Origin of the sequence: Methylocella silvestris (assembly GCF_002891535.1) — a bacterium.
Taxonomy (GTDB): domain Bacteria; phylum Pseudomonadota; class Alphaproteobacteria; order Rhizobiales; family Beijerinckiaceae; genus Methylocapsa; species Methylocapsa silvestris_A.
On sequence record NZ_PDZR01000001.1, the window covers coordinates 500,949 to 527,213 of the forward strand.

The following is a 26,265-nucleotide window of genomic DNA, read 5'->3' on the forward strand; positions in this document are numbered from 1 at the left end:
GCTGTGCAAGTGCTGTCATTTACGCTTGAACATTTACGCAAACGCTTTTACTTCTTGGCAAAAATAAGAACCAGCATTCTTTGCCGGGAGGAAGCCCTTGATCAGGCAAAGCCGCGTTGCTCATATTGATGAGGTGCTGGCCCTCATGATGGGCCAGACGACCGAGCGCGACAGGGTTATTCAGGAATCCTGGCGCCGCTGCGTGACGGAGCACGGCCTGGATCCGATCGCCTCGCGCGACGCCTATATCCTGCCGCAGGAGCGTCTCAACGAACATCGCGACGCGATGGAGGAATTTCTGCACACGGCGCGATTTGGCCTCGAGACCCTTTATCGCCAGGTGTCCTGCCTCGACTATGTGATGCTGCTGACTGACGCCAAGGGCGTCACCGTCGATTTCATGGGCGATCCGACCTATAGCGGCTATCTGCGCAAGGCGGGCCTCTATCTCGGCTCCGATTGGCACGAGGAGCTTGCCGGAACATGCGCAGTCGGCACCTGCATCGCCACCGGCGAGCCTCTTATCGTGCATCAAAGCGATCATTTTGACGCCTCGCACATTTCGCTGACCTGCACCTGCGCGCCCATCTTCGACACCAATGGCGACCTCGCCGCCGCGCTCGATATTTCGGCGCTTCATTCGCCCGAGCCCAAGCTTAGCCAGCATCTCGCGCTGCAGCTCGTGCGAAGCTTCACCCATAAGATCGAAAATGCGAATTTGCTCAATCGCTTCCGCGGCGAGTGGATTTTGAAGCTGTCGAAAGCCCAGGAATTCCTCGACATCGATCCGGAATATATTCTCGCGGTCGACGCCAACGGCTGCATCATCGGCCATAACAGCCGTACGCGCGAGCTGCTTGCCCGCGAATGCCGTCGGCTTGGTCATGAGAAGGATCGTTTCATTGGCGAACCTCTGTCGACGTTTTTTGAATGCGACGTCTCGAACTTGCCGCGATTTGCCCGATTCCGCCCAAGCGATCAGCGCACCATGCGGCTTGTCGGCGGCGGCGCGATGTTGTTTGCGCAGGCGATGCCGCCGCCGCTCGCCTCTCTGCCGCGCCAGCCGGCGACGCCGGGCCCCAATCTGCCGTTGCCGCTGCGTGAAATGTTTTCCGGCGATCCGATGATGTTCGAGGCGTTGCGGCGCGCCGCCAAGATCGTCGGCACGCAGATGAGCATCCTCATCCAGGGCGAAACCGGAACCGGCAAGGAGCATCTGGCCAAGGCGCTGCACGCCGCCTCGCCCCGCGCCGACAAGCCGTTTGTCGCGGTGAACTGCGCGGCGCTGCCGGAAAGCCTGATCGAAAGCGAATTATTCGGCTACGAGGCCGGGTCGTTCACTGGAGCAGCGAGCAAGGGCAAGAAGGGACTGGTGCTCGGCGCTGAGGGAGGCACCCTGTTTCTCGACGAGATCGGCGACATGCCGCTCGCCTCGCAGACGCGTCTTTTGCGCGTCCTTGCCGAGCGGGAGGTGACGCCGCTCGGCAAGGTCAAGCCAATCCCGATCGACATAAGGGTGATCGCCGCCACCCACCGCGATCTCGTCGAACTCGTCAAAGCCAAGAGTTTCCGCGAGGATCTCTATTTCCGGCTCAATGGAGCTGTTCTGACCCTGCCGCCGCTGCGCAGCCGGATCGACGTCAAATGGCTGATCGAACGTCTCCTGCAACGAGGGTCGAACCGGGATGACGCGCTCCGCCATCTGAGCGATGCGGCCCTTGCCGCTCTTTGCGCTTATTCCTGGCCCGGCAATGTCCGCGAACTCGTCAATTGTCTCGATTACGCCAGCGCTGTCTGCTCCGAGCAACAGATCGAAGTCGAGGATTTGCCTGAATCGATCCTCAAGAGCCTCAACGGCGCCGGGCCGGCTGCGCTCGCGGCGAATCGCGCCGGAGACGAGGGCCCGCAGCCCGACGCGCTGAACGGGCTCGAGGAGGCGTTGCGCGAGCATCATTGGAACGTCTCCGCGGTCGCGCGCGCGCTTGCGGTGGACCGCTCGACGGTGCATCGGCGGATGCGGCGCCTTGGCCTTGTCCCGCCGCAGAAGCGGGATTTTTGACGGGCGGCTCGATGGCCTTGTGTCGTTGTTCGGCCGCATGAATTCGCCGGCGGCAGTGAATTAGAAAATGCGCCCATCCAGGAATTCAGCGCGTTTTGACGGAAGGCGCTCTGTATTGCGCCGCAACAAGGCGGCGCCCAGGGGCGCATCGACGTTGCGGCAGGCGCCACACCTGTTGCGCGGCACGCCACAGGCGGGGCGGCCCACAACGCCTTCGCACAATGGATCATAAATTTATAACTATCTGTTTTAATTACAATTTTATAAACTAAATCGCCTTGGCATCGCCCTTGCTGTTCTCTCTGCGCCCGACAACAAGCAAGCGGGATCAGGGGACCGGATTTGACGCCCAGCGTTGGTATCATCGCCAATCCATTTTCGGCGCGCGACATTCGCCGCGTTGTCGCCGATGCGTCCGGCGTGCAAATCGCCGAGCGGGCCAACGCCGTGCTGCGCGTGCTTGCCGGGCTTTATGCATGTGGCGTCCGCCATGCGGTCATGATGCCGGATCGCGCCGGGCTGATGCATCATGTGCTGCGCGGAATAGCCCGCGCGGGAAATCAGGGGCTTCAACGCTATCCGGAGGTTGCCCCGCTCGACATGCCGCTCTTTGGAACCGTCGAGGATACGCGCACGGCAGCGGCCCTGATGCGCGCCGGAGGCGCCGGCGCAATTGTCGCTCTTGGCGGCGACGGCACCCATCGCGCGGTCATATCCGCCTGCGCCGCAACGCCGATCGCTGCGATCTCGACCGGAACAAACAACGCCTTCGCCGAACAGAATGAGCCGACCGTCGTCGGCCTGGCCGTCGGCCTCGCCGTAACGGGCCAGCTCCCCGCCGCGCTCGCCTTTCGCGCCAACAAGCGCCTTGACGCCGTCATTGGCGGACAAACCCATATCGCCCTTGTCGATATTGCGCTCGTCAGCGACCGCCACGTCGGCGCGAAAGCCCTGTGGAAACCTGAAACCTTCCGCGAATTATATGTCGCCTTTGCCGACCCGACGCTGATCGGAATGTCCGCCATCGCCGGTCTGATCGAACCTTTGTCCCGGCGAGATGCTTTCGGCCTGCAGGTCATCTTCGCCGGCGAGGGCAGGGCGGCGCGCGCGCGGCTGCGCGCCCCGATCGCTCCGGGATTGATTGCGCCGATCGGCGTCGCCGACTGGCGCAGGATCGCGCCCGGCGAGGCGATCGTTCCCCGTCTCGAGGCCGGATCGCTCGCCTTTGACGGAGAGCGCGAAATCGCATTTTCACGCAAGGACAAGGTTTCGATCACGCTGCGCGAGGGAGCATTTCGCAGCGTCGATATCGCGGCGTGCATGCGCGCCGCCGCGACGCAGGGCCTGTTGCGCGAAGACACGCCGAACGAGGACGCCGGCGACGGACCGCTGCTGATGGCGGCGTCCGCGTCGTCATAAGGATCACGGAGAAAAAAATGAGCGACAATCCCTTTCCAGTCGACAAGGCCGGGCTTCTCGAAGCCTACCGCATGATGAAGACCATCCGCGAGTTCGAGGAGCGGCTGCATATCGATTTCGCGAAAGGCGACATACCGGGCTTTGTCCATCTCTACGCCGGCGAAGAGGCGGTCGCGACCGGCATCATGATGCATCTCAATGATCGCGACCGGATCGCCTCGACCCATCGCGGCCACGGCCATTGCATTTCCAAGGGCGTCGACGTCCATGGAATGATGGCCGAAATCTACGGCAAGGAAACCGGTTCGTGCCTCGGGCGTGGCGGCTCGATGCATATCGCCGACCTGTCCAAGGGGATGATGGGCGCAAATGGCATCCTGGGCGCCGGCGCGCCGCTGATCTGCGGCGCTGGGCTCGCGGCGAAGTTTCGCGGCGACGGCGGCGTCGGAATCACCTTCTTCGGCGACGGCGCCGCCAACCAGGGCATGGTCCTCGAAAGCATGAACCTCGCGGCGGTGTGGAATCTGCCGGTGATCTTCGTTTGCGAGAACAATGGCTACGCGGAAGCGACCTCGCGCGACTATGGAACGGCCGTGAAATCCTACGTCGATCGCGGCGCGGGTTTCGGCATTCCCGGCGTCCACGCAGACGGAACCGATTTTTTCGCGGTTTACGAGGTGGTCGGCGAACTCATCAAGCGCGCGCGCGAGGGCGGCGGCCCGGCGCTGCTCGAGTGCGAGGTCATCCGCTTCTTCGGTCATTTTGAAGGCGACGCGCAAACCTACAAGGCCAAGGGCGAAAACGAATACAACCGCGCCAACCGCGACTGTCTGAAAATCTTCCGCGCCAAAGTGACGGAGGCCGGAGTCATCAGCGATGCGGAACTCGATGCCATCGACGGCGAGGTTGCGGAGCTGATCGAGGATTCGGTCGCCAGCGCGAAAGCCGCGCCGCTGCCTTCGCCGAAGGATCTGATGTCCAACGTCTACGTCTCGTATTGATTAGAAGGATGTAACGAAGTCATGGCTCGCAAGCTTAGCTATAAAATGGCCGTCAACGAGGCGCTCGACCTTGAAATGACGCGCGACCCGACCGTTATTTTGATGGGCGAGGACATCGTCGGGGGCGCCGGTTCGCCCGGCGAAGACGACGCTTGGGGCGGCGTGCTCGGAGTCACCAAAGGGCTTTTCGCCAAGCATGGCGCGCGCGTCATGGATACGCCGCTTTCGGAGTCTGCCTATATCGGCGCCGCCATCGGCGCGGCCGCCTGCGGCATGCGGCCGGTCGCCGAATTGATGTTCATCGACTTCATCGGCTGCTGCTTCGACGAGATCTTCAATCAGGCGGCGAAGTTCCGCTATATGTTCGGCGGCAAGGCCGAAACGCCGGTCGTGATCCGCGCCATGATCGGCGCCGGCTATCGCGCCGCCGCGCAACATTCGCAGATGTTGACGCCTATCGTCACCCACATCCCGGGCCTCAAGGTCGTCTGCCCTTCGAACGCCTATGACGTCAAGGGGCTGCTCATCCAGTCGATCCGCGACAATGATCCGGTGATCTTCTGCGAGCATAAAAATCTCTACGCGCACGAGGTCGATGTGCCGCTGGAATCCTACGCCATTCCTTTCGGGGAGGCCGCGATCCCCCGCGAAGGCAGGGATGCGACGATCGTGACTTACGGGTTGATGGTGCATCGCTCGCTCGAGGCCGCCGAGAAGCTCGCCAGGGAAGGCGTCGACGTCGAGGTGATCGACCTGCGCACCCTGTCGCCGATGGACTGGGACACCGTGATCGAAAGTGTCGAAAAGACGGGCCGGCTGATTGCCGTCGATGAGGCCCATCCACGCTGCTCGATCGCCTCCGATATCACGGCCTTCGTCGCGCAACACGCCTTCAGGGCGCTGAAGTCGGCGCCGCAAATGGTGACCGCGCCGCATTCGCCGGTGCCGTTCTCGCCGACGCTCGAGGACATCTACATCCCGTCCGCAGAAACCATTGCGGGCGCGGTCAAAAAAACGATCATCCAGAAGATGGTCGCAGCCTGAGGATAAAGCGCAAATGACGGACGAACGCATAAAGCCATTGGTGATGCCGAAATGGGGTCTCTCGATGGCCGAAGGCAAGGTCACGGGCTGGCTCAAGAAGCCCGGATCCGCCATCAAGGTCGGCGACGAACTCCTCGAGGTTGAAACGGACAAAATCACCAATGTGGTCGAAGCTGGCGAGGCCGGCGTGCTGCGCCGCATTCTCGGGGAGCCGGACACTGTCTATCCGATCAAGGCTCTGATCGGAGTGCTGGCCGATTCGGATGTCCCCGACGCAGAGATCGACGCCTTCGTCGCGGGCTATGTCATGCCCGCAGCCGAGGAAGGTTCGGAGGAGGACGCTGCCGCGCAATATGAGTTCGCGGAGACGCCCGCCGGAACGCTTCGCTACGCCAAGCGAGGAACCGGACCGGAGCAGATCGTTCTCGTTCACGGCTTTGGCGGCGATCTCGACAACTGGCTGTTCAACATCGACGCGCTTGCCGAACACGCGACAGTCTATGCCCTCGATCTGCCTGGCCACGGTCAATCGATCAAGTCGCTCGCTGACGCCTCATTGAGCGGGATGTCGAAAGCATTGGCCGGTTTTCTCGACAAACTCGGCGTTTCGGCAGCCCATCTTGTCGGCCACTCCATGGGCGGCGCGATCTGTCTGCGGACAGCGATCGATCGCCCCGACCTTGTCAAATCCCTGACGCTGATCAGCTCCGCGGGTCTCGGCGATGAAATCAACATCGACTATATCGAGAGCTTCGCCGCCGCGTCCTCGCGGCGCGAGCTGAAGCCTGCGCTTGAACAGTTGTTTGAAGATCCAAATCTTGTCAGCCGCCAGTTGATCGACGATCTGCTCAAATACAAGCGGCTCGACGGAGTGACCGAGGCCCTGAAGGCCTTGGCTAAAAACATGTTTCCTGGCGGCAAACAGAGCTCTGTGCTTGCCGATGAAGCCGCCGGGACGAAACGCCCCGTCACGGTCATTTGGGGAGCGTCCGACAAGATCATCCCCGCTTCCCACACGGCGGCGCTGCCGGCGGGTTGGCGCGCGGAAGTGATCGATGGAGCAGGTCACATGGTTCAGATGGAGAAAGCGGCTGCTGTGAATGCGTTGATTCGTCAGGGAGTTGGCGTGTAGCAGGAAAGTGCGGGCGGTTTTCAAGTGAATATGATGCATAACAGACTGCTAATGTGGCGGCTGCGGCCGAGATAGCTCGAGACATCCGCTGCGCGTCCTCGAAGGCGCGCGGCGAAGCTTCTGTAAAGCAACAGCAAGTAAGCAAGATCAAGGGATCCCGCGCGGGCGTAACGCCAGCGTGGCCGACCGGGCGTGGGCTCGATACAAGATGATAAAGCTTGTGGTATTTCAGACACTTACGTGGAGATTCAAGAATGTTTTCGCCTTTACTGCTTTCGCGACGCGGATCTTCATGGAAAGCTTGGTCAGCGCTTCAAAAATAGCGGCGGCGCTCGCTGTCGAGGCACGACCGATCTTACATGTTGAAAGCGTCAAAGAGGGAGAGGGGAAATGTCGGAAAAATCATACCAGGGTCTGGGTGATGACGGAGCTCATAACAAGGTGTCAAGCGGGACCTCGGCGCTGCTCGCTGCGGCCTTCGCGGTAGGGCTCGGCGCATCGCCGGCGCTCGCCGACAACATCACGTTTGCGGTCATCGGGCCGCATGAATATGATCTGCCGGTCAACTTCAAGCCGTTCAACGTGTTTGTCCAATATGGCGAGAACAACACAGGAAACCGCGCCTTTGACAAATCCGGCAACTCGGTTCCGGGAAGTGGACAGAATCAGTTCGTCGGCCTCTCAAAATATGTCTACTTCTGGTGCTTCCCGAACATCAATGACATCGGCTTCGCTTATGAAGTGATCACGCCGGAGGTCGGCGTGACCGGCCCGGGCACCGGCAGCGGCGTCCGAGGCATTGGCGATACGTTGACCGGACCCGCCATGTGGTTCAAGCCGACCCCTAACTCGACGCTCGGCGTGCAGAACTTTTTGCAGGTGCCGGTCGGCATGAAGGACGTCACAAACGGCTATTGGGCCAATTACGCGAGCATCTTTTTTGACGCGCAATGGCCGATCGCCAGCCTCACCGGAAACCTCGGCGTCGTCACGCGCTCGAATCAGTATCTGCCGAACGGGTCCCCGGAGGCCGTGCCAGGGACGACGTACCATTTCAACGTGCGCCTCGGCTGGGTCAACGCCACAATTTTCGAGCCGTTTCTCGCCCTCGACTGGCAGACGCAGAGCAGCGCCTATCAGGTTGAGAGCGGGCTGATCACCGCGCCGCACAGCAACGAGACTGCCCTCGGCGCCGGCGTGATGTTCAAATTCTCGCCGACGATGTCGCTGACGGTGCGCTACTCGCATTCGGTCCAGGGGACAAGCGTCACCATGACTAACGCCGGCTACTTTAAACTCGCTTACGTGTGGTGACAGCCGTCGTCGAGCACCGAGCCGCCCGCGTCTTTTAAGAAACGATCAATCCGAAAAGGGGAAACGTCGATGACAAAACTATCGAAATCGAAAGGGGCGCGGAAGGTCTTCGGCCGTCAAAAGCCGCAGAGATTTATTGCGGCGGGCGCTGGCCTGCTGGCCGGCCTTGGCATGGCGACGGCGGCGCGCGCCGGGTCAGGGGACTGGCCGGAATATATGTCCGACAAGGCGGCGTCGAATTACGCGCCGGCCAAAAGCGTCACGCTTGAAGCGCTCAAAAAGCTGAAGGTCGCCTGGACCATCGACCTTCCCGGCAATGAAATTCCCGAGGCGAACCCGGAACTGCGCACCTGGGTCAATGAATCGACCCCGATCGCCATTGACGGGATTCTTTACGCCTCATCGCCGCTCAGCATCGTCTCGGCGATCGACGGCGCCAGCGGGAAAACGCTTTGGACCTATGATCCGAAAGCTTATGTCGACGGAACGGCGCCAAATCTCGGTTTCATCAACAGGGGCGTTGCTTATTGGGCGAATGGCGACGACAAGCGCATTTTTGTCGGAACCGCAGATGCGTTTCTGATCGCGCTGGACGCAAAGACCGGCAAGCCGATCGAGAGCTGGGGCGATCACGGCCGCGTCGATTTGACGAAAGGACTGCGCCGCCCCATCGACCGGTCGCTGGTGACGGTGACCTCCGCGCCGATGATCTGCGCCGGGCAGGTGATCCCGCCCTTCGCGGTGCTGGATTCCTTCGCGGTTGGCCGTCCTCCGATGAAGTTTCATCCGCCGGGCGACGTGCGCGGCTTCGACGCCAAGACGGGCAAGCAGTCCTGGGATTTCCATGCCCCGCCGCAGGAGGGCGAGCCCGGCAACGAGACGTGGGAGAACGACTCATGGAAGATCGCGGGAAGCATGAATATGTGGGCCCGCCCAAGCTGCGACGAGGAGCTCGGCCTCGTGTATCTGCCGCTCTCGACGCCGGACAATGATTTCTTCGGCGGCTGGCGCAAGGGCGACGGGCTCTACGGCGATTCTCTCGTTGCGCTCAACGCCAAGACGGGGGCGAAGGCCTGGCATTTCCAGATCGTTCATCACGGCCTCTGGGACTATGATTTGCCGACCGCGCCAAATCTGATGAACCTCACGGTCGACGGAAAGAAGATCAAGGCCGCCGTTCAGACGACCAAGCAGGGTTTCATCTATGCGTTCGACCGCACGAACGGGAAGCCGATCTGGCCGATCGAGGAGCGCCCCGTCCCGCAGTCTCAGGTTCCCGGCGAACACTCATCGCCGACGCAACCCTTCCCGACCTGGCCGCTGCCCTACGTGCAACAGGGTTCGACCGAAGACGATCTTCTCGATCTGACGCCTATCCTGAAAGAGCAGGCCAAGAAGATTTTCTCGCGCTATAATACGGGGCCTCTCTTCACGCCGCCGTCGATCGATATATCGGGCACTCTCGAAACGCCCGGCGTTCTCGGCGGCGCGAGCTGGGTCGGCTCGGCGCATAATCCAGACAGCAACATCCTCTATGTGCCCTCCTTCACAATCCCCTTCGGCATCAAGCTGAAGAAGGAAGTCGCCGGCGTTTACGAGTACACTGGCACGTGGTCGGGCGTCGGCGGCCCGCAGGGGTTGCCGCTCTTCAAACCTCCCTTCTCGACGATCACGGCCTATGACATGAACACCGGCAAGCAGCTTTGGAAGATCCCGGCGGGCCGAGGCCCGGTCGACAATCCGGCGATCAAGGATTTGAACCTCGGCCGCGTCGGCGTGCCGCGCCAGAGCCATATCCTCCTGACCGATCAGGCCTTGTTTGTTGCGCCTGAAGGGACGAACAGCGTTATCGGCCTGTCGTCGCGTGGCAACGCGCTGGTGACCCAGGCGACGGTCGATGAGGCGGAGCCCTATCTTTACGCCCATGACCCGAAGACCGGTGAGTTGCTCGGCGAGCTCAAGCTGCCGGGCGCGGCGTTCGGCAACATCATGACCTATGCGGCGGGCGGAAAGCAGTTTCTCGTCGTGCCGATCGGCGGCGCTGGTCTTCCTGCGCGTCTGGTCGGAGTGGAAATTGGCAGCGATTCGGCCACGCCGAAAAAGGGCGCGAGCCTCTGATGAAAATGGATACGCGGAATGAATGAACGTTTAATCGGGGCGGTCTTCCTGCTGATGCTTGGCGCCGCTCCGCTCTCGGCCGGAGGCAGTCCTCCGCCTGGAGCACTGGCTCCACAGACGGCGGAGGATATAGACTTCGCCGATCCTGCCAGAATTGCGCGCGGAAAAGAGTCTTTCGAGGCAAGCTGCGCGTCCTTCTGCCATGGTCAGGAGCCGCCGCTGTTTATCGGCCGAAAGGGACTTGAGCCCGATTATGTGTTCGCCACCATCACCGAGGGAGGCCGCGGCGCGACGCCGATGCCCCCCTGGGGCGGCGTGTTCACGCCGGACGAGATCTGGGATCTCGTCGCTTACATCAAATATATGGGCACGCTGAAGCCGCTTCCGATGAAGACGGACGGCGCCCCGGCGCAACAGGCCGACGGCCGCAAATAAAGAAACGCAACAGGCCTGAGACAATCGAAAGCTGGGGCAGTAGGTCAACCGCCTCAGTCTTTTATCGGCGCGGGATCTTGGACTCTTCGGATGCATTCCGAGGGAGAGACCCGCATTCGCCTTCCTCCGTTGGTCGGACCGCATGCCCGATCAGCCCCAACTGGAGCATGCCGCTCTTCCCCGAGCGTCATGCTCCTTTTTTTATTCTGGCAAGGCCGCGCGCGGCGATACTATTTGGACAAGCGTCGGGACGGTGCGCCCTTCCTTCTCTTGCGGCTGATGCCGGCCGGCGATGGTCCGGCCGCGCAACCTCAGCCTGCAGGCGCGCCAAACCATCCAGTGGCCTGCCGCCATGCGTCAGGGCGCGAAGTCTTGCGCATCTGTTGCCATTTGCCTTTTCGCAAGCCATAGCATGCAGGAAAGAGGCTTTTCCCCAGGGCAGCCGAAATGGACGACATTCACTATCGCGAATACAAGATTCTCCTGCGGCCGGAGCGCTTCTTCAATCCGACCCAGTTCGAAATTTATTGGCAGAAGCTTTGCGCGGTCGCCGACCTCCACAAAGTCGGCGTCGCCACGAACAAGGACGCCTTCCATCGCCATGTGCGCGAAGTGCTGTTCTACGATACCGAGACTTGCGACCTCTATCGGAACGCGTTCATCCTGCGAAAGCGCACTTTCTACACCGACGGCTGGCCCGATCCCGATCATGAACTCACGTTCAAGTTCCGCCACGCTGACATGAAGACAGCCGCGGAGGTCGACGTGACCCCGTATATGGAAGCCAATGCCGTCATCAAATTCAAGGAAGAGGTCCTGCCGCTGAAGGATCAGATCGGCGGCATGCGCAGCCTCTATTCGCATAATTGCGTGCTGATGACTCCCGCACTCGAGATGAATCAGGGGCTGGAGCACATCGCGGCGGTGTTCCCCTGCATCGGCCGCCTGACCGCCGCCTCCGGAAGCGCGAAGGTTTCCCTCGTCAACAACCTTCCCGTGCAGGAGGTGCAGGTCAATGTCGGATCCTTCGACTTTGGCCATGGCCTCGAAGCCAAGGCCACGATCGCGATCTGGCGTAACCGCGCCACGGAAACATCGCTGATCGGCGAGTTCGCGTTTCAGGTGAAGTTCGACAGTTATGACGCCCTCCATATAAAAGCGAAGGCCCGTTCGGAAGATTTCTTCAAGGATGCGCAGCTTCGGGCCCCGGACTGGGTCGCGCTTGGCGCGACCAAGACTGCTGTCGTCTATGGCCTTGGCCATAAAGAAGCATGCGGGCGCGAATGACGAAAGTGCGCGAGGCTGACCGCTCCGGCGCGGCGCCGCGGGCTTCCCTGCCCGAGATATTTTGGGCCTTTCTCGTCATTGGCGCCACGAGCTTTGGCGGCGGCGTCGTCGCCTATCTGCGCAATGTGCTGGTGATCGGGCGCGGCTGGCTCGATGAGGAGCAGTTTCTGTCGGCGCTGGAGATCGCGCAGGCTCTGCCGGGGCTCAACGCCACCAATATGAGCGTCATCGTCGGCGACCGGCTGCGCGGTCCGCCCGGCGCCGCGCTCGCCTTTATTGGCATGACGGCGCCTGGCGCCGCGCTGGTGATGGCGCTCGGCGTGCTCTATGCGTCGAACGCCGAAAATCCCTACGTCAATGCGGGGCTGATCGGCGTCGGCGCCGCTGCGGTCGGCATGCTGAGCGCGGTGACCTTTCAGATCGGGCGCAAGCAGCTGGCGGCGCCGATCGACCTCGCCATCATCCTTGTCACCGTCACCATGGTGAGCTTCTTCCACATCTCGCTCGTGATCGTCCTGTTGACGGTCGGCCCGCTCGCCGTTCTGATCTACCGGCCGCGACCTGGCGGCGTCGGCGCGCAGCCGCCGGAGTAGCAGCCGCATGCAGGATCAAAATCTCGGCGTATTCGGCGTTTTCGCGCTGTTGTCCGTGCTGGCGGTCGGCGGCGGCTCGGCCGTGCTGCCGGAAATGAAGACGCTGGTGGTCGAGACCCATCATTGGCTGAACGACGATCAGTTCCGCGATATTTATGGCCTTGGCCAGATGGCGCCGGGGCCGAATATGCTCATGGTCATCGTCATCGGCTATCACGTCACCGGCTTTCTGGGCGCCTTCCTCGCTTTTTTTGGCTTCTTCGTGCCGGCGGGCCTCATCTCCTTCATTGGATCCCGGCTCTGGGACCATTTCGAGGGCTCCCCGTGGCGGCGCGCGCTTCAGGACGGCATGGCGCCGCTGGTGGTGGGGCTGATGATCGCCGGCGTCATCGCCATCGCGCGCACGGCGATTAATGACTGGGCGACGCTCGCGCTCGCTGTCGGCGTTTTCCTGGGCGTCGCCTTTGCCAAGCGGGTCAATCCATCGCTGTTCATTCTTGCCGGCGGTCTTATCGGCCTCGCCGCCCTGCGTTGAAGACCCTCATGTCCCCCGCGTAAGCCGCAGAAATTCTTCGCGCGTGCGGGGATCGTCGCGGATAACGCCGAGGAGACGGCTGGTGATCAGGCTCGCGCCGATCGTATTGACGCCCCGCAGCGACATGCAGCTGTGTTCGGCCTCGATGACGACGCCAACGCCCTGCGGCTCCAGAATATCCTGAATGGCGTCGGCGATCTCGGCGGTCAGCTTTTCCTGAATTTGCAAGCGCCGCGCAAAGCCATGAACGACGCGGGCCAGCTTGGAAATGCCGACGACCTTGTTGGTCGGCAGATAGCCGACATGCGCGCGGCCAAGCACCGGCAGCATGTGATGCTCGCAGAAGCTGACGACTCGAATATCGCGCAACACGACCAGTTCGTCATAGCCGCCAACCTCCTCGAATGTCCGTTCGAGATAGGCGCGCGGGTCGGCGACATAGCCTGAGAATAATTCGCGATAGGAGCGCGCGACCCGCCGCGGGGTGTCGAGCAGCCCCTCACGGTCCGGATCATCGCCCGCCCATTCAATCAGCACTCTCACGGCGGCTTCGGCTTCGGCCTCGGTCGGTTTCGCCATTCCTGTTTCTCCGTTGCAGCCAGACCGGCGTCGGTCTTTATGCTGCGCCGCGCCCTGATGCGAAAGGGGAGATTGCCCGTATGAGCCGAAAGCGTCGACAAAAGAGCGGGCTCGGGACAGGGGCCCGCCGCGGGCGACGGTTGCGACCGCCAGCAGCGGCTTGCAGAACGCGAGGCGTCAGTCCAGATTGCGCCCGCGCCGGAAGGTTTCGGAGATTGCGCGTCGGTCGCGCAAGGCTCGCCCCGCGCGAATCGAACGCGCAGGAGATTTGCATGAAACGCCTGTCTGCAACGCTGGCTTTGGCGTTGCTCTCTTTATCTGCCGGCCACGCGATGGCCGAGGGGGCGCCGAAGCTCGATGTCGCGCGATCCTGCAAGGAAGCCGGTGATTTTGGCGGCGGCGGCGACGCCAAGCTTGCCTTCAAAGGATGCATGCAGGATGAAAACGACGCTTTTGCCCAGCTGCAACGCGATTGGTCGAAATATAAGCCGGAGACGCGCTCGACCTGCATCGCTCAGGGCATTTCGCCGATGCCGAGCTACGTCGAAATTTTGACCTGCATCGAAATGTACGACAACGTCGGGGCGCTGAATCGGCGGGGCGCGCCGACGCAACCGCTTGGCGCGTCTCCCGCCGGCGCGCCGGCCGCGCCGCCCGTCCAGCCCGATGCTACGGCGACGCCGAAATAAGAGCCGCGAAAGAAACGGAAAAGCCGCCACAGAAAAGGGCGAGAATGCATGGCATTCCCGCCCTCGTCCGGCTTCTACCCTTAAATCCTCTTGCGCGCTTTGCCTGCATATCGCGCCGTCCGAAGACAGCCGCGTCATGAGAAGCGCCGCGGAGCGGCGCAAGCATGCAATCGGCGTCCTCCCAGGACTTGGACATTGCGCCGATAGACAGAACAGCGCGCGCGTTTAGCGTGAGGCTCATTAGCGGATACGCGGCGCATTGTCACGCGTAATTCCATGACCCGGCATCACAATGTTAATGATTTGGAAAGATTGTGTGCAATTAAACTGGATCGTTTGATATTCGTCGCGCCAATTTCTGCGGATCGATCTTCCCGGCCTCCGACCGGCGGCGTGTCGATCGGCAGATCCGGTCGCAGAGGCATGGATTTTCATCGCGAGGCGATCTGTGCGGGCCGTTCTGAGGATCCTGCCGATCGGGGAGCCCTTGGTTCTTTCCCACGCGTGCAAATGCTGCAGATCGGCCCGCTCGCCGCGCGCCGGCTACAAATAATTGTGTCGGGTACCCGACACAGCACTATCGCAAGATGAAAAATACGCGTATTTATCAATCGACCAGAAGGGATATCTGGGGAGCGTAGCGTCCGAGGCAGATGCGCTCCGGGTGAGCGGGGGGCTCCCGACGTCGGCCCGCAATTGCACGGATGGAAGCCAGGCGAAAGCCTGGCTTCTTCCGGTCCGGACGTCGACTCGCATGGCATCGGATCCGGGCGTCATGTATGGCGCGATGGAATACGCGCGGCAAATGGTTGCCCGCTTACGGCTTCCATCCGATCAGGCGATGGAAATGCGCGTTGATCGCGCCATAGCATTCGCAGCCGTTTTCGCTCAGCGCGCCACCATCGACGATGTGAATTCGGCCACGGCGATAGGTGATAAAGCCGGCCTCCTGCAGCGAGCGGGCGATAAGCGTGACGCTGCTGCGTTGCACCGCGAGCACCTGGGACAGGAATTCCTGCGTCAAAGGCAGATCGTCGCTCTGGATCAGGTCACGCACTTGCAGGAGCCATCGGCTGAGGCGCTCCTCCAGCGTATGCGCGGCGTTGCAGGCCCCCACCTGCTGGATTTGCGCCACCGTGCTTTGCTCATATTTGGCGATCAAAGGGCGCATCGTTTCGCTTGTCTCGACGAGGCGCTTCAACGCCGTCGTTTCGCCGACAATGCCGCGGCCCGAAACCTGCCCGATCGCCTGATTAATGGCGGTGGGGCCATTCGTTAACGCCCCGGCGCCGATCACGCTGTTTCTGCCAAACATGCCGGCTTCGATGAACTGGCCGGTGCTGAGCCCAACGACGATCGAAACGACGCCGCTCTCGGGGAAATAAATGCGGCTGATCTGATCCTCTGCGCTGAACAGGATGGCGCCTTGAGCCAATTCCATCGGCCGCAGATGCGGCGCCAAGAGCGCGCGGTCGCTCTCAGATAGCGACGACAGAAAGTGATTCGGCGAATCCGAAAATGCTGACAAAGAGCGCTCTCCGCAAAGCATGGCGGGGAGCGCGAAAGTGTCTCTCAGCCGTCGGCTTCCTGTGTCCAGCTGCCGACGATCATTCGAAGATAGCACCAAAGGAGCATAAGCCCTATCTGATGGTTTTTGGCCTGTCGGTCGGCTAGCCGACAGAGCGGCCCAGACCAAGCCTTGCATGCGGCAGATTGCCGAGCGGCTTTGGCTGAGAAGTCTCGCGAAGAGGCTTCAGCCCTGTTGACGGAGACTCTCGCCGGGGCGTCGCTGCGCTTGCGCTCAATGAGCAGAGGAAAAAACTCGAGCCGAGCGGCGCGCTCCCGTGATCGCCAACGTGCTCAAAGCGGGCTGAAATGCATGAGGCTGGAATTATCCGGCGTCGACCGAGGAGACGATCGCGCGCCGGACAGGCTGTTCATTGCTTCCGCGCGCCAAGGCGCGCCGCGCGCTACCTCGCGGGGAAACCGGAAGCGTCGCGAATAGACCGCAGGACTAATCGTGGAAGGCCGATTAGGCGGCGCGAGCATGTCCCGTTCAGATGGAAACATCCAGACGATAAGGACATGCTCCAACTTATTGATATGGAGCGATTTCTTGTCGATCACATGTTTCCATGTGATCGGAAAGCGCTCTAATGCGTCAGGGTTTCGCGATGTTTCAAGAGTTCGGCAAGCAGCGCCTCCTGCTCGGCGATTCTCTCCGCCGCACGATCCTCGTCGGCCGCGCCGGAAAACGCCGCCGCCTGCTCGGTGAGCACGCGGATATTCTCCCTTATGTCGGCGATGCGTTGGTCAATCTCAGCGAGGGTGGCGACGATTTCCATGGTTGTACCTTGCTCAATTTTTGAGGCGGCCGGCAACACGGCGCGCCCTCATATAGCGCGACGGACCATGAATGCCCACCGTCCCCCGCTCGCGCAAGCAGGGGAAGACCAATTTCAATCGTCTGATTCCATCGCCCGCGCCGTGGAACATGGCGGAGCGTTCCGTTCCGCCATGTGGCGCAGTTTGCAGGGCTCAGAGATAGCCGGTCAGGAGGCCGACTCCGGCCAGCGCCATCAGGCCGCCGCTGGCCCGAAAGGCGAGGCGGGATGTTTGCGCGCCGATCCGGCCGACGCCGAGCCCGATGCCGATGCCGGCGACATGAAGCAACGCCGTGGCCAGCATGAAGCCCAGCGCATAGTCGAGCCCGGATGCGTCAGCGGGCATTTCCGCGCCATGGGCGTGGCCGTGAAAAATTGCGAAAAAGCCGACAAGCGCCATCGCGGCGACGGTCGGCAAGCTCCATTGCAGGGCGACGGCAAGCCCCAGCACGATGACGGAGGCGGCGATGCCGATTTCGACGAAGGGCAACGCCACTCCGGCGAGGCCGAGCGCGCCGCCCACGCCCATCATCAGAACGAAGGCGGCAGGCGTCAGCCAAAGCGCGCGTCCGCCGAGATAGGCCGCGAACATGCCCACGGCGACCATCGCAAGGACATGGTCGAGGCCGCCGATCGGATGGGCGAACCCATGCATGAAGCCGTGCGTGTCGCCGATTCCGACATGGGCGTCTGCGCTGATTGGAAGTCCGGCGACGGCGAGCGCCAGAAGCGTCAATCTGAGAGTCGATTTCATGTGTCCTGTCCTCCAAAAATCCTGACGCCCGACCGGGAGCCGGGCTCCGCGAGCATTCAAAGCCGAGACTGAAGCATGCGATGATCGAGCCAGTCGTACCAGTCGTCCATTCCTTCGCCGGTCCTGGCCGAAACGCGCAGCGCCAGAATGGCCGGATTGACCTTCATCGCATTGCCGATCGCCGCGCCGACGTCGAAATCGACATGAGGCAGGAGATCGACCTTGTTGACGATCATGATCTCGGCAGCTTTGAACATATGCGGATATTTCAGCGGCTTGTCGTCGCCTTCGGTGACCGAGAGGATCACCACCTTGGCGCTTTCGCCAAGATCGAACAGCGCCGGGCAGACAAGATTGCCGACATTCTCGATCATCACCATCGAGCCGAAGGGCGGCTTCAGTTCGGCGAGACCCTTTTCAACCATGTCGGCTTCGAGGTGGCAGCCGGCGCCGGTGTTAATCTGAACGGCGGCGGCGCCCGCCGCGCGGATGCGCTCGCCGTCTCTCGAGGTCGCCTGATCGCCCTCGATGACCGAGATCGGAATCTTGTTTTTGAGGTCGCGGATGGTGCGCTCCAAGAGCGTCGTCTTGCCCGCGCCCGGCGAGGAGACAAGGTTTAGCGCCAGAATTTCGCGGCCCAGAAACCAGCCCCGATTTTTGGCGGCGAGCGCATCGTTCTTGGCGAGGATCTGTGCTTCGAGTTCGATCACCGAAGAGCGGGCATGGCCGTCGTCATGGTCATGACGGTGATCATGTTGATGATCGTGGTCGCCATGCTCATGATCGTGCAGGTGATCGTGATCGTGCAGGTGATCATGATCGTGATGGCGCGCATGGACATGGTCGGCGCCATGGTCGTGTGGATGCGCATGAGGAGGGCTATGCTCATGCTGGCGCGCTGAGCCATCGTCTTGCGTGTGCGAACGGACATGGCCGTCCAATGTCGTTTCCGCCCCGGTCTCGAGATTGAGGATCGTCGCTTGCGTCTTCGCGCCGCAGCCGCAGGTTCCGCACATCAGGCCGCCTCCTCGATTTCCATGTTTCTTATCTTCAACTCCTCGCCGGCAAGCCGCTCGATCGAGCGCGAGCCGCAGCCGCAGGCCTCGAAAAGCGTCCTTGTTTCGAAGGCTTCGCCGCACGATCGGCAGCGGCCGCGGCCTTCGATGCTGTTGATGTCGAGTTTCGCGCCGTCGAGCAGCGTTCCCCTCGCGACGATGTCGAAGCAGAACAGGATCGCCTCGGGCGTGACGCCAGAAAGGCGGCCGACGTCCAGCGTGACGCGCGTGACGCGGCGGCCCTTCGCCGCCTCTTCGACGATCGAGACGATGTTGCGGGTGATGCCGAGTTCATGCATGGGCGTTTCCCTGAGCCCCTCAACAGATTCGCGGCAGCTGTTCGCCGACCAGCATGTCGACGATGCGCCGCCCGCCGAACACGGTCTGCATGGTCACGCGCCCCGGCTCGCCGCAGCCGGCATAGCCGATCAGCGCGGAGCCCTCGCCGAGCGGATGCGCGCCGAGCGCAGCCAGCGCCGCGGCGATCTCGTCTCGCGGCACGGCGATGACGATCTTGCCCTCATTGGCGAGATAGAGCGGGTCGAGGCCAAGGATTTCGCAGAAACCGCGCACCTCCTCGCGCAGCGGCGTCAGCGCTTCCTCGATCTCGATCGAGACGCCGGAGGCGTCGGCGATTTCATTGAGCACCGTGGCGAGGCCGCCGCGCGTCGCGTCGCGGATGCAGCGCGCGCCCGGCGCGGCGCGCAGCAGCGCCGCGATCAAGCCGTGCAGCGCGGCGCAGTCGCTTTCGATCGCTGTCTCCAGCGCGAGGTCGCCGCGCGCGCAGAGGATGGCGGCGCCATGGTCGCCGAGCAGGCCATTGACCAATATTCCGTCGCCGGGCCTCACCCGATCGACGCCAAGGTCGACGCCGGGCGCGATCACGCCAATGCCGGTCGTGGTGATGAAGATCTTGTCGCAGGCGCCGCGCTGCACCACCTTGGTGTCGCCGGTGACGATGGCGACGCCCGCCTCACGCGCCGCATACGCCATGGATTGCGCGATGCGACGCAGCAGCTCCACCTCAGTGCCTTCCTCGATGACCACGGCGCAGGAGAGATAGAGAGGCTTCGCGCCGCCGACGGCAAGATCGTTGATCGTGCCGCAGACCGCGAGCTTGCCGATGTCGCCGCCCGGGAAGAACAGCGGATCGACGACAAAACTGTCGGTGGTGAAAGCCAGCCGGTCGCCATGCGCGGCGAGGCCCGCAAGGTCGAACCGCGCCTGATCTTCAAGAGTTTGCGGCGCCGCATTGGCGAAGGCGCTGATGAAGACGTCGTCGATCAGATCCTTCATCGCCTTGCCGCCGCCGCCGTGCGCGAGCGTCACCATCGGCACGAAAACGCGCCCCAGCGCGCGCGGCGGCGGGATGGGATGCATGTTCATGATGCTGTGGCCAGTCGCTGCGTTGCCTCATTGGACGCATGGCGCCTGACGCCGCCATATTGGTAATAGGCGGCGCATGCGCCCTCGGACGACACCATCAGCGCGCCAAGCGGCGTCTCCGGCGTGCAGGCGGCGCCGAAGACCCTGCACTGCCATGGCTTGATGACGCCCTTCAGCACATCGCCGCATTGGCACGATTTGGGATCGGCGATCTTGACATTGGGAATGGCGAATTTCCGCTCGGCGTCGAAACGGGCATATTCGTCGCGCATTTTCACGCCGGAATGATCGATGGAGCCGAGGCCGCGCCATTCGAAGAATTCGCGCAGCTCGTAGACTTTGCCGACGGCGTTCAGCGCCGCCGCATTGCCCGCCGCGGGAGCGACGCGCGCATATTGATTCTCGATCTCGGCGCGGCCCTCCTTGATCTGCTTCAGCACCATCCAGATCGATTGCAGCACGTCGAGCGGCTCGAAGCCGGCGATCACCATCGGCCGCTTGTAGACGTCGGCGATGAATTGATAGGGCGCGGCGCCGATCACCATCGAGACGTGGCCGGGTCCGAGGAAGCCGTCGAGGTTGAGCTCGGGGCTATCGAGAATCGCCTTCATCGTCGGCACGATCGTGATGTGGTTGCAGAACACCGAAAAATTCTCGACGCCGTCGGCTTCCGCCTGCAACACCGTCAGCGCGGTGGACGGCATGGTGGTCTCGAAGCCGAGGCCGAAGAAGACCACTTCACGTCCAGGGTTTTTGCGGGCGAGGGCGAGCGCGTCCAGCGGCGAATACACCATGCGCACATCGGCGCCTCCCGCCTTGGCCTGTTGCAGGCTTTTCTTCGAGCCGGGCACGCGCATGGCGTCGCCGAAAGTGGCGAAGATGACCTCGGACCGCTCGGCGATGGACACGCAGTCGTCGACGCGGCCCATCGGCAGGACGCAGACGGGGCAGCCCGGCCCATGCACCAGTTCGATGGCGCCGGGCAGCATGCCTTCGAGCCCATAGCGGAAGATCGAATGAGTATGTCCGCCACAGACTTCCATAATGTTGATCGGCCGTGTTTTGGCGATCTCTATCGTGGCGGCGAGCCTGTCGATTTCCAGGATTAAAGTCGCCGCTTTCTCGCGGTCGCGGAATTCGTCGGCGTATTTCATTGCGCTGGTCCCTTCTGCGCGGCGAAGCCGCGCGCGGCGGCGAGCAATGTGTTCGCGCGGCTTTGCTATTGCGCGGCTGAGAGCCGCATGGCCTCGATCTCGGATTGCGCCTCGCCAAGCTCGGCGAGGATTTTCAGCGTTTCCGCCGCTTCACGCTCGTCGATGCGGCTCATGGCGAAGCCGACATGCACGAGCACCCAATCGCCGACGCAATCATCGATCGAATGGTTGTCGTCGACGATACAGGCGATGTTGATCTGGCGTCTGACGCCGCTGACGTCGACCGTCGCCAGTTTCTTCAAAGGATCGTCGATCTTGACGATCCGTCCGGGAATGCCAAGGCACATGGGTCAGCTCGCTTTCCGCCGGCCAGCGCCGGCGTCGATGAGATGGGCGCAAGCGATGGCCGCCTGGCCGAGCGCGACGCCGCCGTCATTGGCGGGCGTGCGGGAGTGGGTCAGAACCTCGAAATCCAGCGCCTGAAGACGGCTAACAACCTGCTCGAACAGCACTTTGTTTTGGAAGCAGCCGCCCGACAGCGCGACGGTGTCGAAGCGCGACGGGCAGTCGTCAGCGTCGCCGCGGCGGGCCAGTTTCAGCGCCATTGCGGCGATCGATCTGGCGAGGCCCTTGTGGAAGCGCGCCGCGATGACTGGCGCTGGCGTCCTCAAGATGAGGTCGCCAAGCAACGCGCTCCACATGGCGAGCGGCTCGATATAGGCCAGGGCGGAGCTTTTGAGGGTGGGGATCGATAGCGGATAGGCGAGCTCTTCGCCTTCCTCAGCCAGCGTCTTCGACGACACGATTGCCTCGAGGCGCGCCGCCGCTTCGCCCTCATAGGCCTGGCGGTCGAAGCACAGGCCGACGCTGGCTGCGACCGCGTCGAACAGGCGCCCGCAAGATGACGCCTTGGGAGAATTGACCGAGGCCTTCAGCATCGCTTCGACCGTCGCCAGCGGCTTGGCCGACAGCGCCGCAAAGACGTCGAGCTTGGCAAAATTCATGGCGAACGCCGACCAGCCCATCTCCGCCATGAGATGGGCGTAGAGATTGCGCCATGGCTCGCGCGCCGCCTGCGCTCCTCCCGGCATGGCGACCGGCTTGAAGGTTCCCACCCGTTCGAAGCCGCGGTAGTCGGCCAGCAAAAACTCGCCGCCCCAGATCGCCCCGTCCGCGCCATAGCCGAGGCCGTCGAGCACGATGGCGAGCACAGGCGCCGCGTCAAGCGGGCGGCCATTCTCCGCAAGGCAGGCGGCGGCGTGGGCGTGATGGTGCTGGATCTCGATCAGCGGAAGTCCGTCGCTTTTTGCTGTCGTCCGCGCGAGTTTGGACGAGAGATAGTCAGGATGCAGATCGGCGGCGAGACCCGTCGGCCGGTGGTCGAAAAGCTCCCGGTAGAGCGTGAGGTTTTTGCGGTAGTCGTCATAGGTCAAAGCGTCTTCGAGATCGCCCTGATGCTGTGAAAGAACGGCGCGTCCGTCCTTGACAAGGCAGAAGGTTGATTTCAATTCGCCGCCATAGGCGAGGATCTCGGGCGACCCCTCGAAACCGTCCGGCAAGGCGATCGAAGCTGGCGCATAGCCGCGGGCGCGACGCAGCACGCGGAGCTTGCCGCCCATGCGGCGCACGACGGAATCGTCGATGCGATTGGCAATCTCGCGGTTGTGGATCAGCGCATAGGAGGCGATGGTGGAAAGCTTCTGCACGGCCTCCGTATCGCCTGTGACCTGCGGCTCATCGGAGAGATTGCCGCTCGTCATGACGACCGGCCGCGTCATGCGGCGAAGCAACAGGAGATGCAGCGGCGTCGACGGCAGCATGAAGCCGAGCGTGGCAAGACCCGGCGCGATTTGATCGGGCAGTCTTTCCCTTCCGTCGGCGGCGAGCAGCACGATCGGCGCTTCTCGGCTCGCCAGCGCGGCTGCTTCATCATCGCCGACTGTCGCGTAGCGACGGATGACCTCAAGGTCGCGCGCCATCAGCGCAAAGGGCTTCCTGTCACGCCCCTTGCGTTGGCGCAGCGTTGCGATCGCCTGGGCGTTGGTTGCGTCGCAGGCGAGCTGGTAGCCGCCGAGCGCCTTGATCGCGACAATCTCGCCTTTCTGGATGAGGCTTAGCGCTGCGTCGACATCATCGAGCATCGAATGCTGCTCGAACGAAAAGGCGCGGCCATCGAAGCGGATCAGCTTCGCCCGCGGTCCGCAGACATGGCAGGCGGTCGCCTCGGCGTGGAAGCGCCGGTCGGAGGGATCGCGATATTCGGCGCCGCAGGCCTCGCACAAGGGGAAGGGCGCCATGGCAGTCGTGGCGCGATCATAGGGAACGCTGCGGACGATGCTGAGGCGCGGCCCGCAATGCGTGCAATTGGTAAAGGGATAGCGGAAACGGCGGACGAAGGGATCGAAAATTTCCGCCGCGCAGGCCACGCAAATCGCGGCGTCAGGCGAGACCTCCGTGCGTGCGCCGCCGCACCCGCTTTGCAAGATTACGAACCCCGGCCTGACGTCGCCATGATAGTCGCGTATGTCGATGGAGGCGATTTCGGCGAGCGGCGGCGGCGCGGCGCGCATATCATCGATCAGCGCGGAGATTTGCGCCGCCGCGCCCCGCGCCCGGATCAGCACGCCTTCCCCGTCGTTGAGCGTCTCGCCATCGAGACCGATGGCGTGCGCGATGCGCCAGATCGCCGGCCGCAAGCCGACGCCCTGCACGCGGCCGCGCACCCTGATCTCCACCGTCTGGATCGGCTCGGCGAAGGGCGTCCGCAGCGGCGTGTTCATGGCGCCGTCTCCCAGAGCAGCACGCGATTGTTGCCGGTGTCGGCGACGGCCAGCGTGCCCCCGCGCGCGGCGAGCGCGAAGGGCCAGCAGATGCTGTCGCGCGCGGCGAAGCGCCAGCGATTGTCGCCTTCGTCGGAAAAGCCGGGCTGCCCCGCTAATCCCGCGGCTGCGGCGTCCATCTTAAGGGCGCCAAGCGGATAGGCGAGGAGCCGCGAATTGGCGGTGTCGGCGCAATAAAGGGCGCCATCGTTGACAACAAGCCCGTAGGGCATGTTGAGCGCGCGATCATTTGGAATATAGCCGGCGCGATTGCGATCTATGGTCTCGAATGTCTGCTGCCCGACCACGAAACTGCATGGCGCACCGTCGGCGTTGGGCATCGCATTCCAGACCATGATGCGGTTGTTGCCGGCGTCGGCGACGAGGATCTGGCCATTCGCTGCGGCGATGCTGTGCGGCCAGCGCATGCCGACCGCCCCGCCGGCGCCGGACGCGTTGTCGTCGCGAGTCGTCGTATTTGTCTGGCCGAGCACAAGATCGGCCGGCTGGCCATTGCGTTCCGGCAGGGCGTTCCACACCAGCACCCGGCGATTGCCGGTGTCGGCGACGAACAGGCGGCCATCCGCCAGGGTGACGCCATAGCACCAGTTCAGCGTGTCGGCGGCAGCGTCAGGCCGGCCGCGATTGGCGAGGCCGCCGGAGAAGTCGGCTTGACCCAGCACGAGATCGGCGGGCTGGTTCGAGCGCTCGGGCAGGGCGCGCCAGATCAGCACGCGATGATTCCAGGCGTCGGCAAGCACGAGCGTCTCTCCGTCGGTCGAAAGGCCGGTGGGCATGTTCAGCGTTGCCGCGCCTACGTCCCCGCGCGCGTTGCGTCCCTCGCTGAAGAAATCGGATTGGCCGATCAGAAAATCGGCGGGCGCATTGTCGTCTTCCGGCGCATTGCGCCAGATCATCAATCGGTGGTGGCCGGTATCGGCGACGAACAATGGCCCATCAGCGGGCGTGAGGCAGAGGCCGCGCGGTCCGAACAGGGTGCTCGGCGTGGGCGCGACCTCGATCGGCAGGCCGTCGGGGCGCACGTAGTCGCCAAGGACCACGCGCGCGCCTGCCGGATCGAGCATGGGCGCCGGCCGGCCAGCAGGCGGCTGCTGCGGGTTGCGGCGATAGTCGGGCGCGAGCGAGAGGTGGGTCATGACGACAGCCTCACCTCGACGCAATGGCCGACGACGCGAACGGCGTGCGGCTGCAGCGCCACTTCCGGCGCGGTCAGGCATTCGCCGCTGGAGAGATCATATTGGAAGCCGTGGTAGGGGCAGGTGATGACGCCATGGGCGATTTCGCCGCCGTCCAACGGCAGGCCAAGATGGGCGCAGGCGTTCTCAAAGCAGGACAATGCCGCACCCTGACGCGAAAGGATCACATCCCGCCCATCGATCGTGATGGCGCTGACGCCGCCTTGCGGGATCTCATCGATGCGACACACGAAGCGCCAGCCATCGGCTGCGCCATGCGCGAAGGGGCTGATGAAATGGACGTTTCCAGCGCCGGCATGGCTCACGCCCTTGACCTGAAGAATGTCGGTGATCTCGGGACAGGCCTCCGCGACGGCTTTTTTGACACCCGCGTGGAAAGTCATCGATGAGGCCGGACAGCCGTCGCAGGCGCCGACGAAACGCACCTCGATGGCAGGCGGGCGGACGCTCACCAGTTCGACGTCGCCGCCATGCGCGGCGAGCATTGGCCTGACGCCCTCAAGCGCCGCTTCGACCCGTTCGCTGAGGCTCGGCTTCAGGATGTTGTGGCGGCGCAGCACTGCGTAGACAATTTCGTCGGTCGCCGCCTGTTTCATCGCGGCGAGCGCGGCCGGCTCCTGTTTCAGGATGCGTACAAGGCGGCGCAGCGCCTCGCCGTTCAGATCTTCGACGGCGCGGCGATAAGCCTCTACCGCGCCACGTTGCGTCGCATCCCAGGTCGAAAAAATTGTTTCAAGCCGCTCGATATCGCCGGCAAAGCCAGCAAGATCGTCGCGCTTTGTTGCAATGATGTCGACCGCGTTCATCTCAGCGATACCGCAAATCTTTGAACAGATAGGGCTGCAGCGCCCCGCCGATGAGACCGGCGAAGCCGGCGGCGACCGCCACAGGCAGGCCGATCTTGGCGAGCGCTATGAGGATGATCGCCGTCGCCGCGGCCCCTTTCGCCATCTGGCGGTAGACTTTGGACGGCTCAGAAAAGAGCTTGCCGCGGAAGAACAGGACGATTGAGCTTTTGGCCATTTCCAGCATGTGGCGCCTCAACCGATGAGAGCGAGGACGACGAGGGCGACAACGAGGCCCGCGACGGCGCCGAGCGGCCCGTAGAAACTGCCCATCATGGCCGCCAGCTCATTGCCGAGCGCGGCCCCGCCGGTCGCAATCCCGCCAAGCGCGCCGCCGATGCAAGACGCAATCAGACCGACGACCAGCGCGAGCGTAAAGCTTCCCGCCGTCAGAACCACTGGCGTCATATGTTGGTCTCCTTGCCATGTCTGTAGTGATAAATCGA

At 62.9% G+C, this 26,265-nt stretch carries 26 protein-coding genes; 12 read left to right on the forward strand and 14 right to left on the reverse strand.

The window, feature by feature from the left end; translation table 11 throughout:
- Positions 1 to 100: 100 nt before the first annotated feature.
- From CR492_RS02350 to CR492_RS02400, 11 genes are all read left to right on the forward strand, one after another.
- Positions 101 to 2,059 (forward strand): sigma-54-dependent Fis family transcriptional regulator, encoded by a 1,959-nt coding sequence (locus CR492_RS02350; RefSeq protein WP_102842348.1) that lies wholly within the window; start codon positions 101 to 103, stop codon positions 2,057 to 2,059.
- Between the two features lie 342 nt (positions 2,060 to 2,401).
- The gene (locus tag CR492_RS02355) at positions 2,402 to 3,478 is read left to right on the forward strand and encodes an ATP-NAD kinase family protein (RefSeq protein WP_102842072.1); all 1,077 of its coding nucleotides are present in this window, start codon (positions 2,402 to 2,404) and stop codon (positions 3,476 to 3,478) included.
- A 17-nt stretch (positions 3,479 to 3,495) separates the two neighbouring features.
- Positions 3,496 to 4,479 carry a thiamine pyrophosphate-dependent dehydrogenase E1 component subunit alpha gene (locus tag CR492_RS02360; protein WP_102842073.1) on the forward strand — a complete coding sequence of 328 codons (984 nt, stop codon included), beginning with the start codon at positions 3,496 to 3,498 and terminating at the stop codon, positions 4,477 to 4,479.
- 21 nt (positions 4,480 to 4,500) lie between these two features.
- On the forward strand, positions 4,501 to 5,523 hold the full coding sequence (locus CR492_RS02365) for an alpha-ketoacid dehydrogenase subunit beta (protein WP_102842074.1): 1,023 nt from the start codon (positions 4,501 to 4,503) through the stop codon (positions 5,521 to 5,523).
- Positions 5,524 to 5,536: 13 nt separating this feature from the next.
- Positions 5,537 to 6,655: an acetoin dehydrogenase dihydrolipoyllysine-residue acetyltransferase subunit gene (locus CR492_RS02370; protein ID WP_102842075.1), complete on the forward strand. Its 1,119-nt coding sequence runs from the start codon at positions 5,537 to 5,539 to the stop codon at positions 6,653 to 6,655.
- Between the two features lie 390 nt (positions 6,656 to 7,045).
- Positions 7,046 to 7,969: a transporter gene (locus tag CR492_RS02375; protein WP_102842076.1), complete on the forward strand. Its 924-nt coding sequence runs from the start codon at positions 7,046 to 7,048 to the stop codon at positions 7,967 to 7,969.
- Between the two features lie 69 nt (positions 7,970 to 8,038).
- Entirely contained in the window at positions 8,039 to 10,087 is a 2,049-nt protein-coding gene (locus CR492_RS02380) for a pyrroloquinoline quinone-dependent dehydrogenase (RefSeq protein WP_102842077.1), read from the forward strand.
- Between the two features lie 18 nt (positions 10,088 to 10,105).
- Positions 10,106 to 10,522 carry a c-type cytochrome gene (locus CR492_RS02385; protein WP_102842078.1) on the forward strand — a complete coding sequence of 139 codons (417 nt, stop codon included), beginning with the start codon at positions 10,106 to 10,108 and terminating at the stop codon, positions 10,520 to 10,522.
- Between the two features lie 447 nt (positions 10,523 to 10,969).
- The gene (locus CR492_RS02390; protein ID WP_102842079.1) at positions 10,970 to 11,809 is read left to right on the forward strand and encodes a hypothetical protein; all 840 of its coding nucleotides are present in this window, start codon (positions 10,970 to 10,972) and stop codon (positions 11,807 to 11,809) included.
- Positions 11,806 to 12,402, forward strand: a complete 597-nt coding sequence (locus tag CR492_RS02395; protein WP_102842080.1) for a chromate transporter — start codon at positions 11,806 to 11,808, stop codon at positions 12,400 to 12,402. The genes CR492_RS02390 and CR492_RS02395 overlap by 4 nt, the downstream gene beginning before the upstream one ends.
- A 7-nt stretch (positions 12,403 to 12,409) precedes the next feature.
- Positions 12,410 to 12,937: a chromate transporter gene (locus CR492_RS02400; protein WP_102842081.1), complete on the forward strand. Its 528-nt coding sequence runs from the start codon at positions 12,410 to 12,412 to the stop codon at positions 12,935 to 12,937.
- A gap of 6 nt (positions 12,938 to 12,943) precedes the next feature.
- Here the strand turns inward: CR492_RS02400 and folE are convergent, their stop codons facing one another.
- On the reverse strand, positions 12,944 to 13,516 hold the full coding sequence (folE, locus tag CR492_RS02405) for a GTP cyclohydrolase I FolE (RefSeq protein ID WP_102842082.1): 573 nt from the start codon (positions 13,514 to 13,516) through the stop codon (positions 12,944 to 12,946).
- Between the two features lie 272 nt (positions 13,517 to 13,788).
- Between folE and CR492_RS02410 the strand changes: the two genes are divergently transcribed.
- Complete coding sequence (locus tag CR492_RS02410) at positions 13,789 to 14,205, forward strand: hypothetical protein (RefSeq protein WP_146030145.1); 417 nt, start codon at positions 13,789 to 13,791, stop codon at positions 14,203 to 14,205.
- An 817-nt stretch (positions 14,206 to 15,022) separates the two neighbouring features.
- Here the strand turns inward: CR492_RS02410 and CR492_RS02420 are convergent.
- From CR492_RS02420 to CR492_RS02485, 13 genes are all read right to left on the reverse strand, one after another.
- Positions 15,023 to 15,667, reverse strand: coding sequence for a Crp/Fnr family transcriptional regulator (locus CR492_RS02420; RefSeq protein WP_245411928.1), 645 nt, complete (start codon positions 15,665 to 15,667; stop codon positions 15,023 to 15,025).
- A 691-nt stretch (positions 15,668 to 16,358) separates the two neighbouring features.
- A complete protein-coding gene (locus tag CR492_RS02430) occupies positions 16,359 to 16,550 on the reverse strand; it encodes a hypothetical protein (RefSeq protein WP_102842086.1) in 192 nt (63 codons plus the stop codon).
- 193 nt (positions 16,551 to 16,743) lie between these two features.
- Positions 16,744 to 17,343, reverse strand: coding sequence for a HupE/UreJ family protein (locus tag CR492_RS02435; RefSeq protein WP_102842087.1), 600 nt, complete (start codon positions 17,341 to 17,343; stop codon positions 16,744 to 16,746).
- Between the two features lie 56 nt (positions 17,344 to 17,399).
- Positions 17,400 to 18,359 (reverse strand): hydrogenase nickel incorporation protein HypB, encoded by a 960-nt coding sequence (gene hypB, locus CR492_RS02440; protein ID WP_102842088.1) that lies wholly within the window; start codon positions 18,357 to 18,359, stop codon positions 17,400 to 17,402.
- Positions 18,359 to 18,697: a hydrogenase maturation nickel metallochaperone HypA gene (locus CR492_RS02445; RefSeq protein WP_102842089.1), complete on the reverse strand. Its 339-nt coding sequence runs from the start codon at positions 18,695 to 18,697 to the stop codon at positions 18,359 to 18,361. The genes hypB and CR492_RS02445 overlap by 1 nt, the downstream gene beginning before the upstream one ends.
- A gap of 19 nt (positions 18,698 to 18,716) precedes the next feature.
- A complete protein-coding gene (gene hypE / locus CR492_RS02450; protein ID WP_102842090.1) occupies positions 18,717 to 19,784 on the reverse strand; it encodes a hydrogenase expression/formation protein HypE in 1,068 nt (355 codons plus the stop codon).
- Positions 19,781 to 20,938 (reverse strand): hydrogenase formation protein HypD, encoded by a 1,158-nt coding sequence (gene hypD, locus CR492_RS02455; protein WP_102842091.1) that lies wholly within the window; start codon positions 20,936 to 20,938, stop codon positions 19,781 to 19,783. Before hypD ends, hypE begins: the two co-directional genes overlap by 4 nt.
- 65 nt (positions 20,939 to 21,003) lie before the next feature.
- Positions 21,004 to 21,285, reverse strand: a complete 282-nt coding sequence (locus CR492_RS02460) for a HypC/HybG/HupF family hydrogenase formation chaperone (protein WP_102842092.1) — start codon at positions 21,283 to 21,285, stop codon at positions 21,004 to 21,006.
- A 3-nt stretch (positions 21,286 to 21,288) separates the two neighbouring features.
- On the reverse strand, positions 21,289 to 23,718 hold the full coding sequence (gene hypF, locus CR492_RS02465) for a carbamoyltransferase HypF (RefSeq protein ID WP_102842093.1): 2,430 nt from the start codon (positions 23,716 to 23,718) through the stop codon (positions 21,289 to 21,291).
- Positions 23,715 to 24,914 (reverse strand): NHL repeat-containing protein, encoded by a 1,200-nt coding sequence (locus CR492_RS02470; protein WP_102842094.1) that lies wholly within the window; start codon positions 24,912 to 24,914, stop codon positions 23,715 to 23,717. Before CR492_RS02470 ends, hypF begins: the two co-directional genes overlap by 4 nt.
- Positions 24,911 to 25,780: a NifU family protein gene (locus tag CR492_RS02475; RefSeq protein WP_102842095.1), complete on the reverse strand. Its 870-nt coding sequence runs from the start codon at positions 25,778 to 25,780 to the stop codon at positions 24,911 to 24,913. The genes CR492_RS02470 and CR492_RS02475 overlap by 4 nt, the downstream gene beginning before the upstream one ends.
- Position 25,781: 1 nt before the next feature.
- Entirely contained in the window at positions 25,782 to 26,006 is a 225-nt protein-coding gene (locus CR492_RS02480) for a hypothetical protein (RefSeq protein WP_102842096.1), read from the reverse strand.
- 8 nt (positions 26,007 to 26,014) lie between these two features.
- A complete protein-coding gene (locus tag CR492_RS02485) occupies positions 26,015 to 26,227 on the reverse strand; it encodes a hypothetical protein (protein WP_102842097.1) in 213 nt (70 codons plus the stop codon).
- Positions 26,228 to 26,265 lie beyond the last annotated feature (38 nt).

Coding starts and splice junctions, on each gene's coding strand:
- CR492_RS02380 (WP_102842077.1), top strand. CDS start 8,039: ATGACAAAACTATCGAAATCGAAAGGGGCGCGGAAGGTCTTCGGCCGT.
- CR492_RS02390 (WP_102842079.1), top strand. CDS start 10,970: ATGGACGACATTCACTATCGCGAATACAAGATTCTCCTGCGGCCGGAG.
- CR492_RS02485 (WP_102842097.1), bottom strand. CDS start 26,227: ATGACGCCAGTGGTTCTGACGGCGGGAAGCTTTACGCTCGCGCTGGTC.
- CR492_RS02480 (WP_102842096.1), bottom strand. CDS start 26,006: ATGCTGGAAATGGCCAAAAGCTCAATCGTCCTGTTCTTCCGCGGCAAG.
- CR492_RS02460 (WP_102842092.1), bottom strand. CDS start 21,285: ATGTGCCTTGGCATTCCCGGACGGATCGTCAAGATCGACGATCCTTTG.
- hypE (WP_102842090.1), bottom strand. CDS start 19,784: ATGAACATGCATCCCATCCCGCCGCCGCGCGCGCTGGGGCGCGTTTTC.
- CR492_RS02430 (WP_102842086.1), bottom strand. CDS start 16,550: ATGGAAATCGTCGCCACCCTCGCTGAGATTGACCAACGCATCGCCGAC.
- CR492_RS02400 (WP_102842081.1), top strand. CDS start 12,410: ATGCAGGATCAAAATCTCGGCGTATTCGGCGTTTTCGCGCTGTTGTCC.
- CR492_RS02360 (WP_102842073.1), top strand. CDS start 3,496: ATGAGCGACAATCCCTTTCCAGTCGACAAGGCCGGGCTTCTCGAAGCC.
- CR492_RS02365 (WP_102842074.1), top strand. CDS start 4,501: ATGGCTCGCAAGCTTAGCTATAAAATGGCCGTCAACGAGGCGCTCGAC.
- CR492_RS02410 (WP_146030145.1), top strand. CDS start 13,789: ATGAAACGCCTGTCTGCAACGCTGGCTTTGGCGTTGCTCTCTTTATCT.
- CR492_RS02470 (WP_102842094.1), bottom strand. CDS start 24,914: ATGACCCACCTCTCGCTCGCGCCCGACTATCGCCGCAACCCGCAGCAG.
- hypB (WP_102842088.1), bottom strand. CDS start 18,359: ATGTGCGGAACCTGCGGCTGCGGCGCGAAGACGCAAGCGACGATCCTC.
- hypF (WP_102842093.1), bottom strand. CDS start 23,718: ATGAACACGCCGCTGCGGACGCCCTTCGCCGAGCCGATCCAGACGGTG.
- CR492_RS02395 (WP_102842080.1), top strand. CDS start 11,806: ATGACGAAAGTGCGCGAGGCTGACCGCTCCGGCGCGGCGCCGCGGGCT.
- hypD (WP_102842091.1), bottom strand. CDS start 20,938: ATGAAATACGCCGACGAATTCCGCGACCGCGAGAAAGCGGCGACTTTA.
- CR492_RS02445 (WP_102842089.1), bottom strand. CDS start 18,697: ATGCATGAACTCGGCATCACCCGCAACATCGTCTCGATCGTCGAAGAG.
- CR492_RS02435 (WP_102842087.1), bottom strand. CDS start 17,343: ATGAAATCGACTCTCAGATTGACGCTTCTGGCGCTCGCCGTCGCCGGA.
- folE (WP_102842082.1), bottom strand. CDS start 13,516: ATGGCGAAACCGACCGAGGCCGAAGCCGAAGCCGCCGTGAGAGTGCTG.
- CR492_RS02385 (WP_102842078.1), top strand. CDS start 10,106: ATGAATGAACGTTTAATCGGGGCGGTCTTCCTGCTGATGCTTGGCGCC.
- CR492_RS02370 (WP_102842075.1), top strand. CDS start 5,537: ATGACGGACGAACGCATAAAGCCATTGGTGATGCCGAAATGGGGTCTC.
- CR492_RS02475 (WP_102842095.1), bottom strand. CDS start 25,780: ATGAACGCGGTCGACATCATTGCAACAAAGCGCGACGATCTTGCTGGC.
- CR492_RS02375 (WP_102842076.1), top strand. CDS start 7,046: ATGTCGGAAAAATCATACCAGGGTCTGGGTGATGACGGAGCTCATAAC.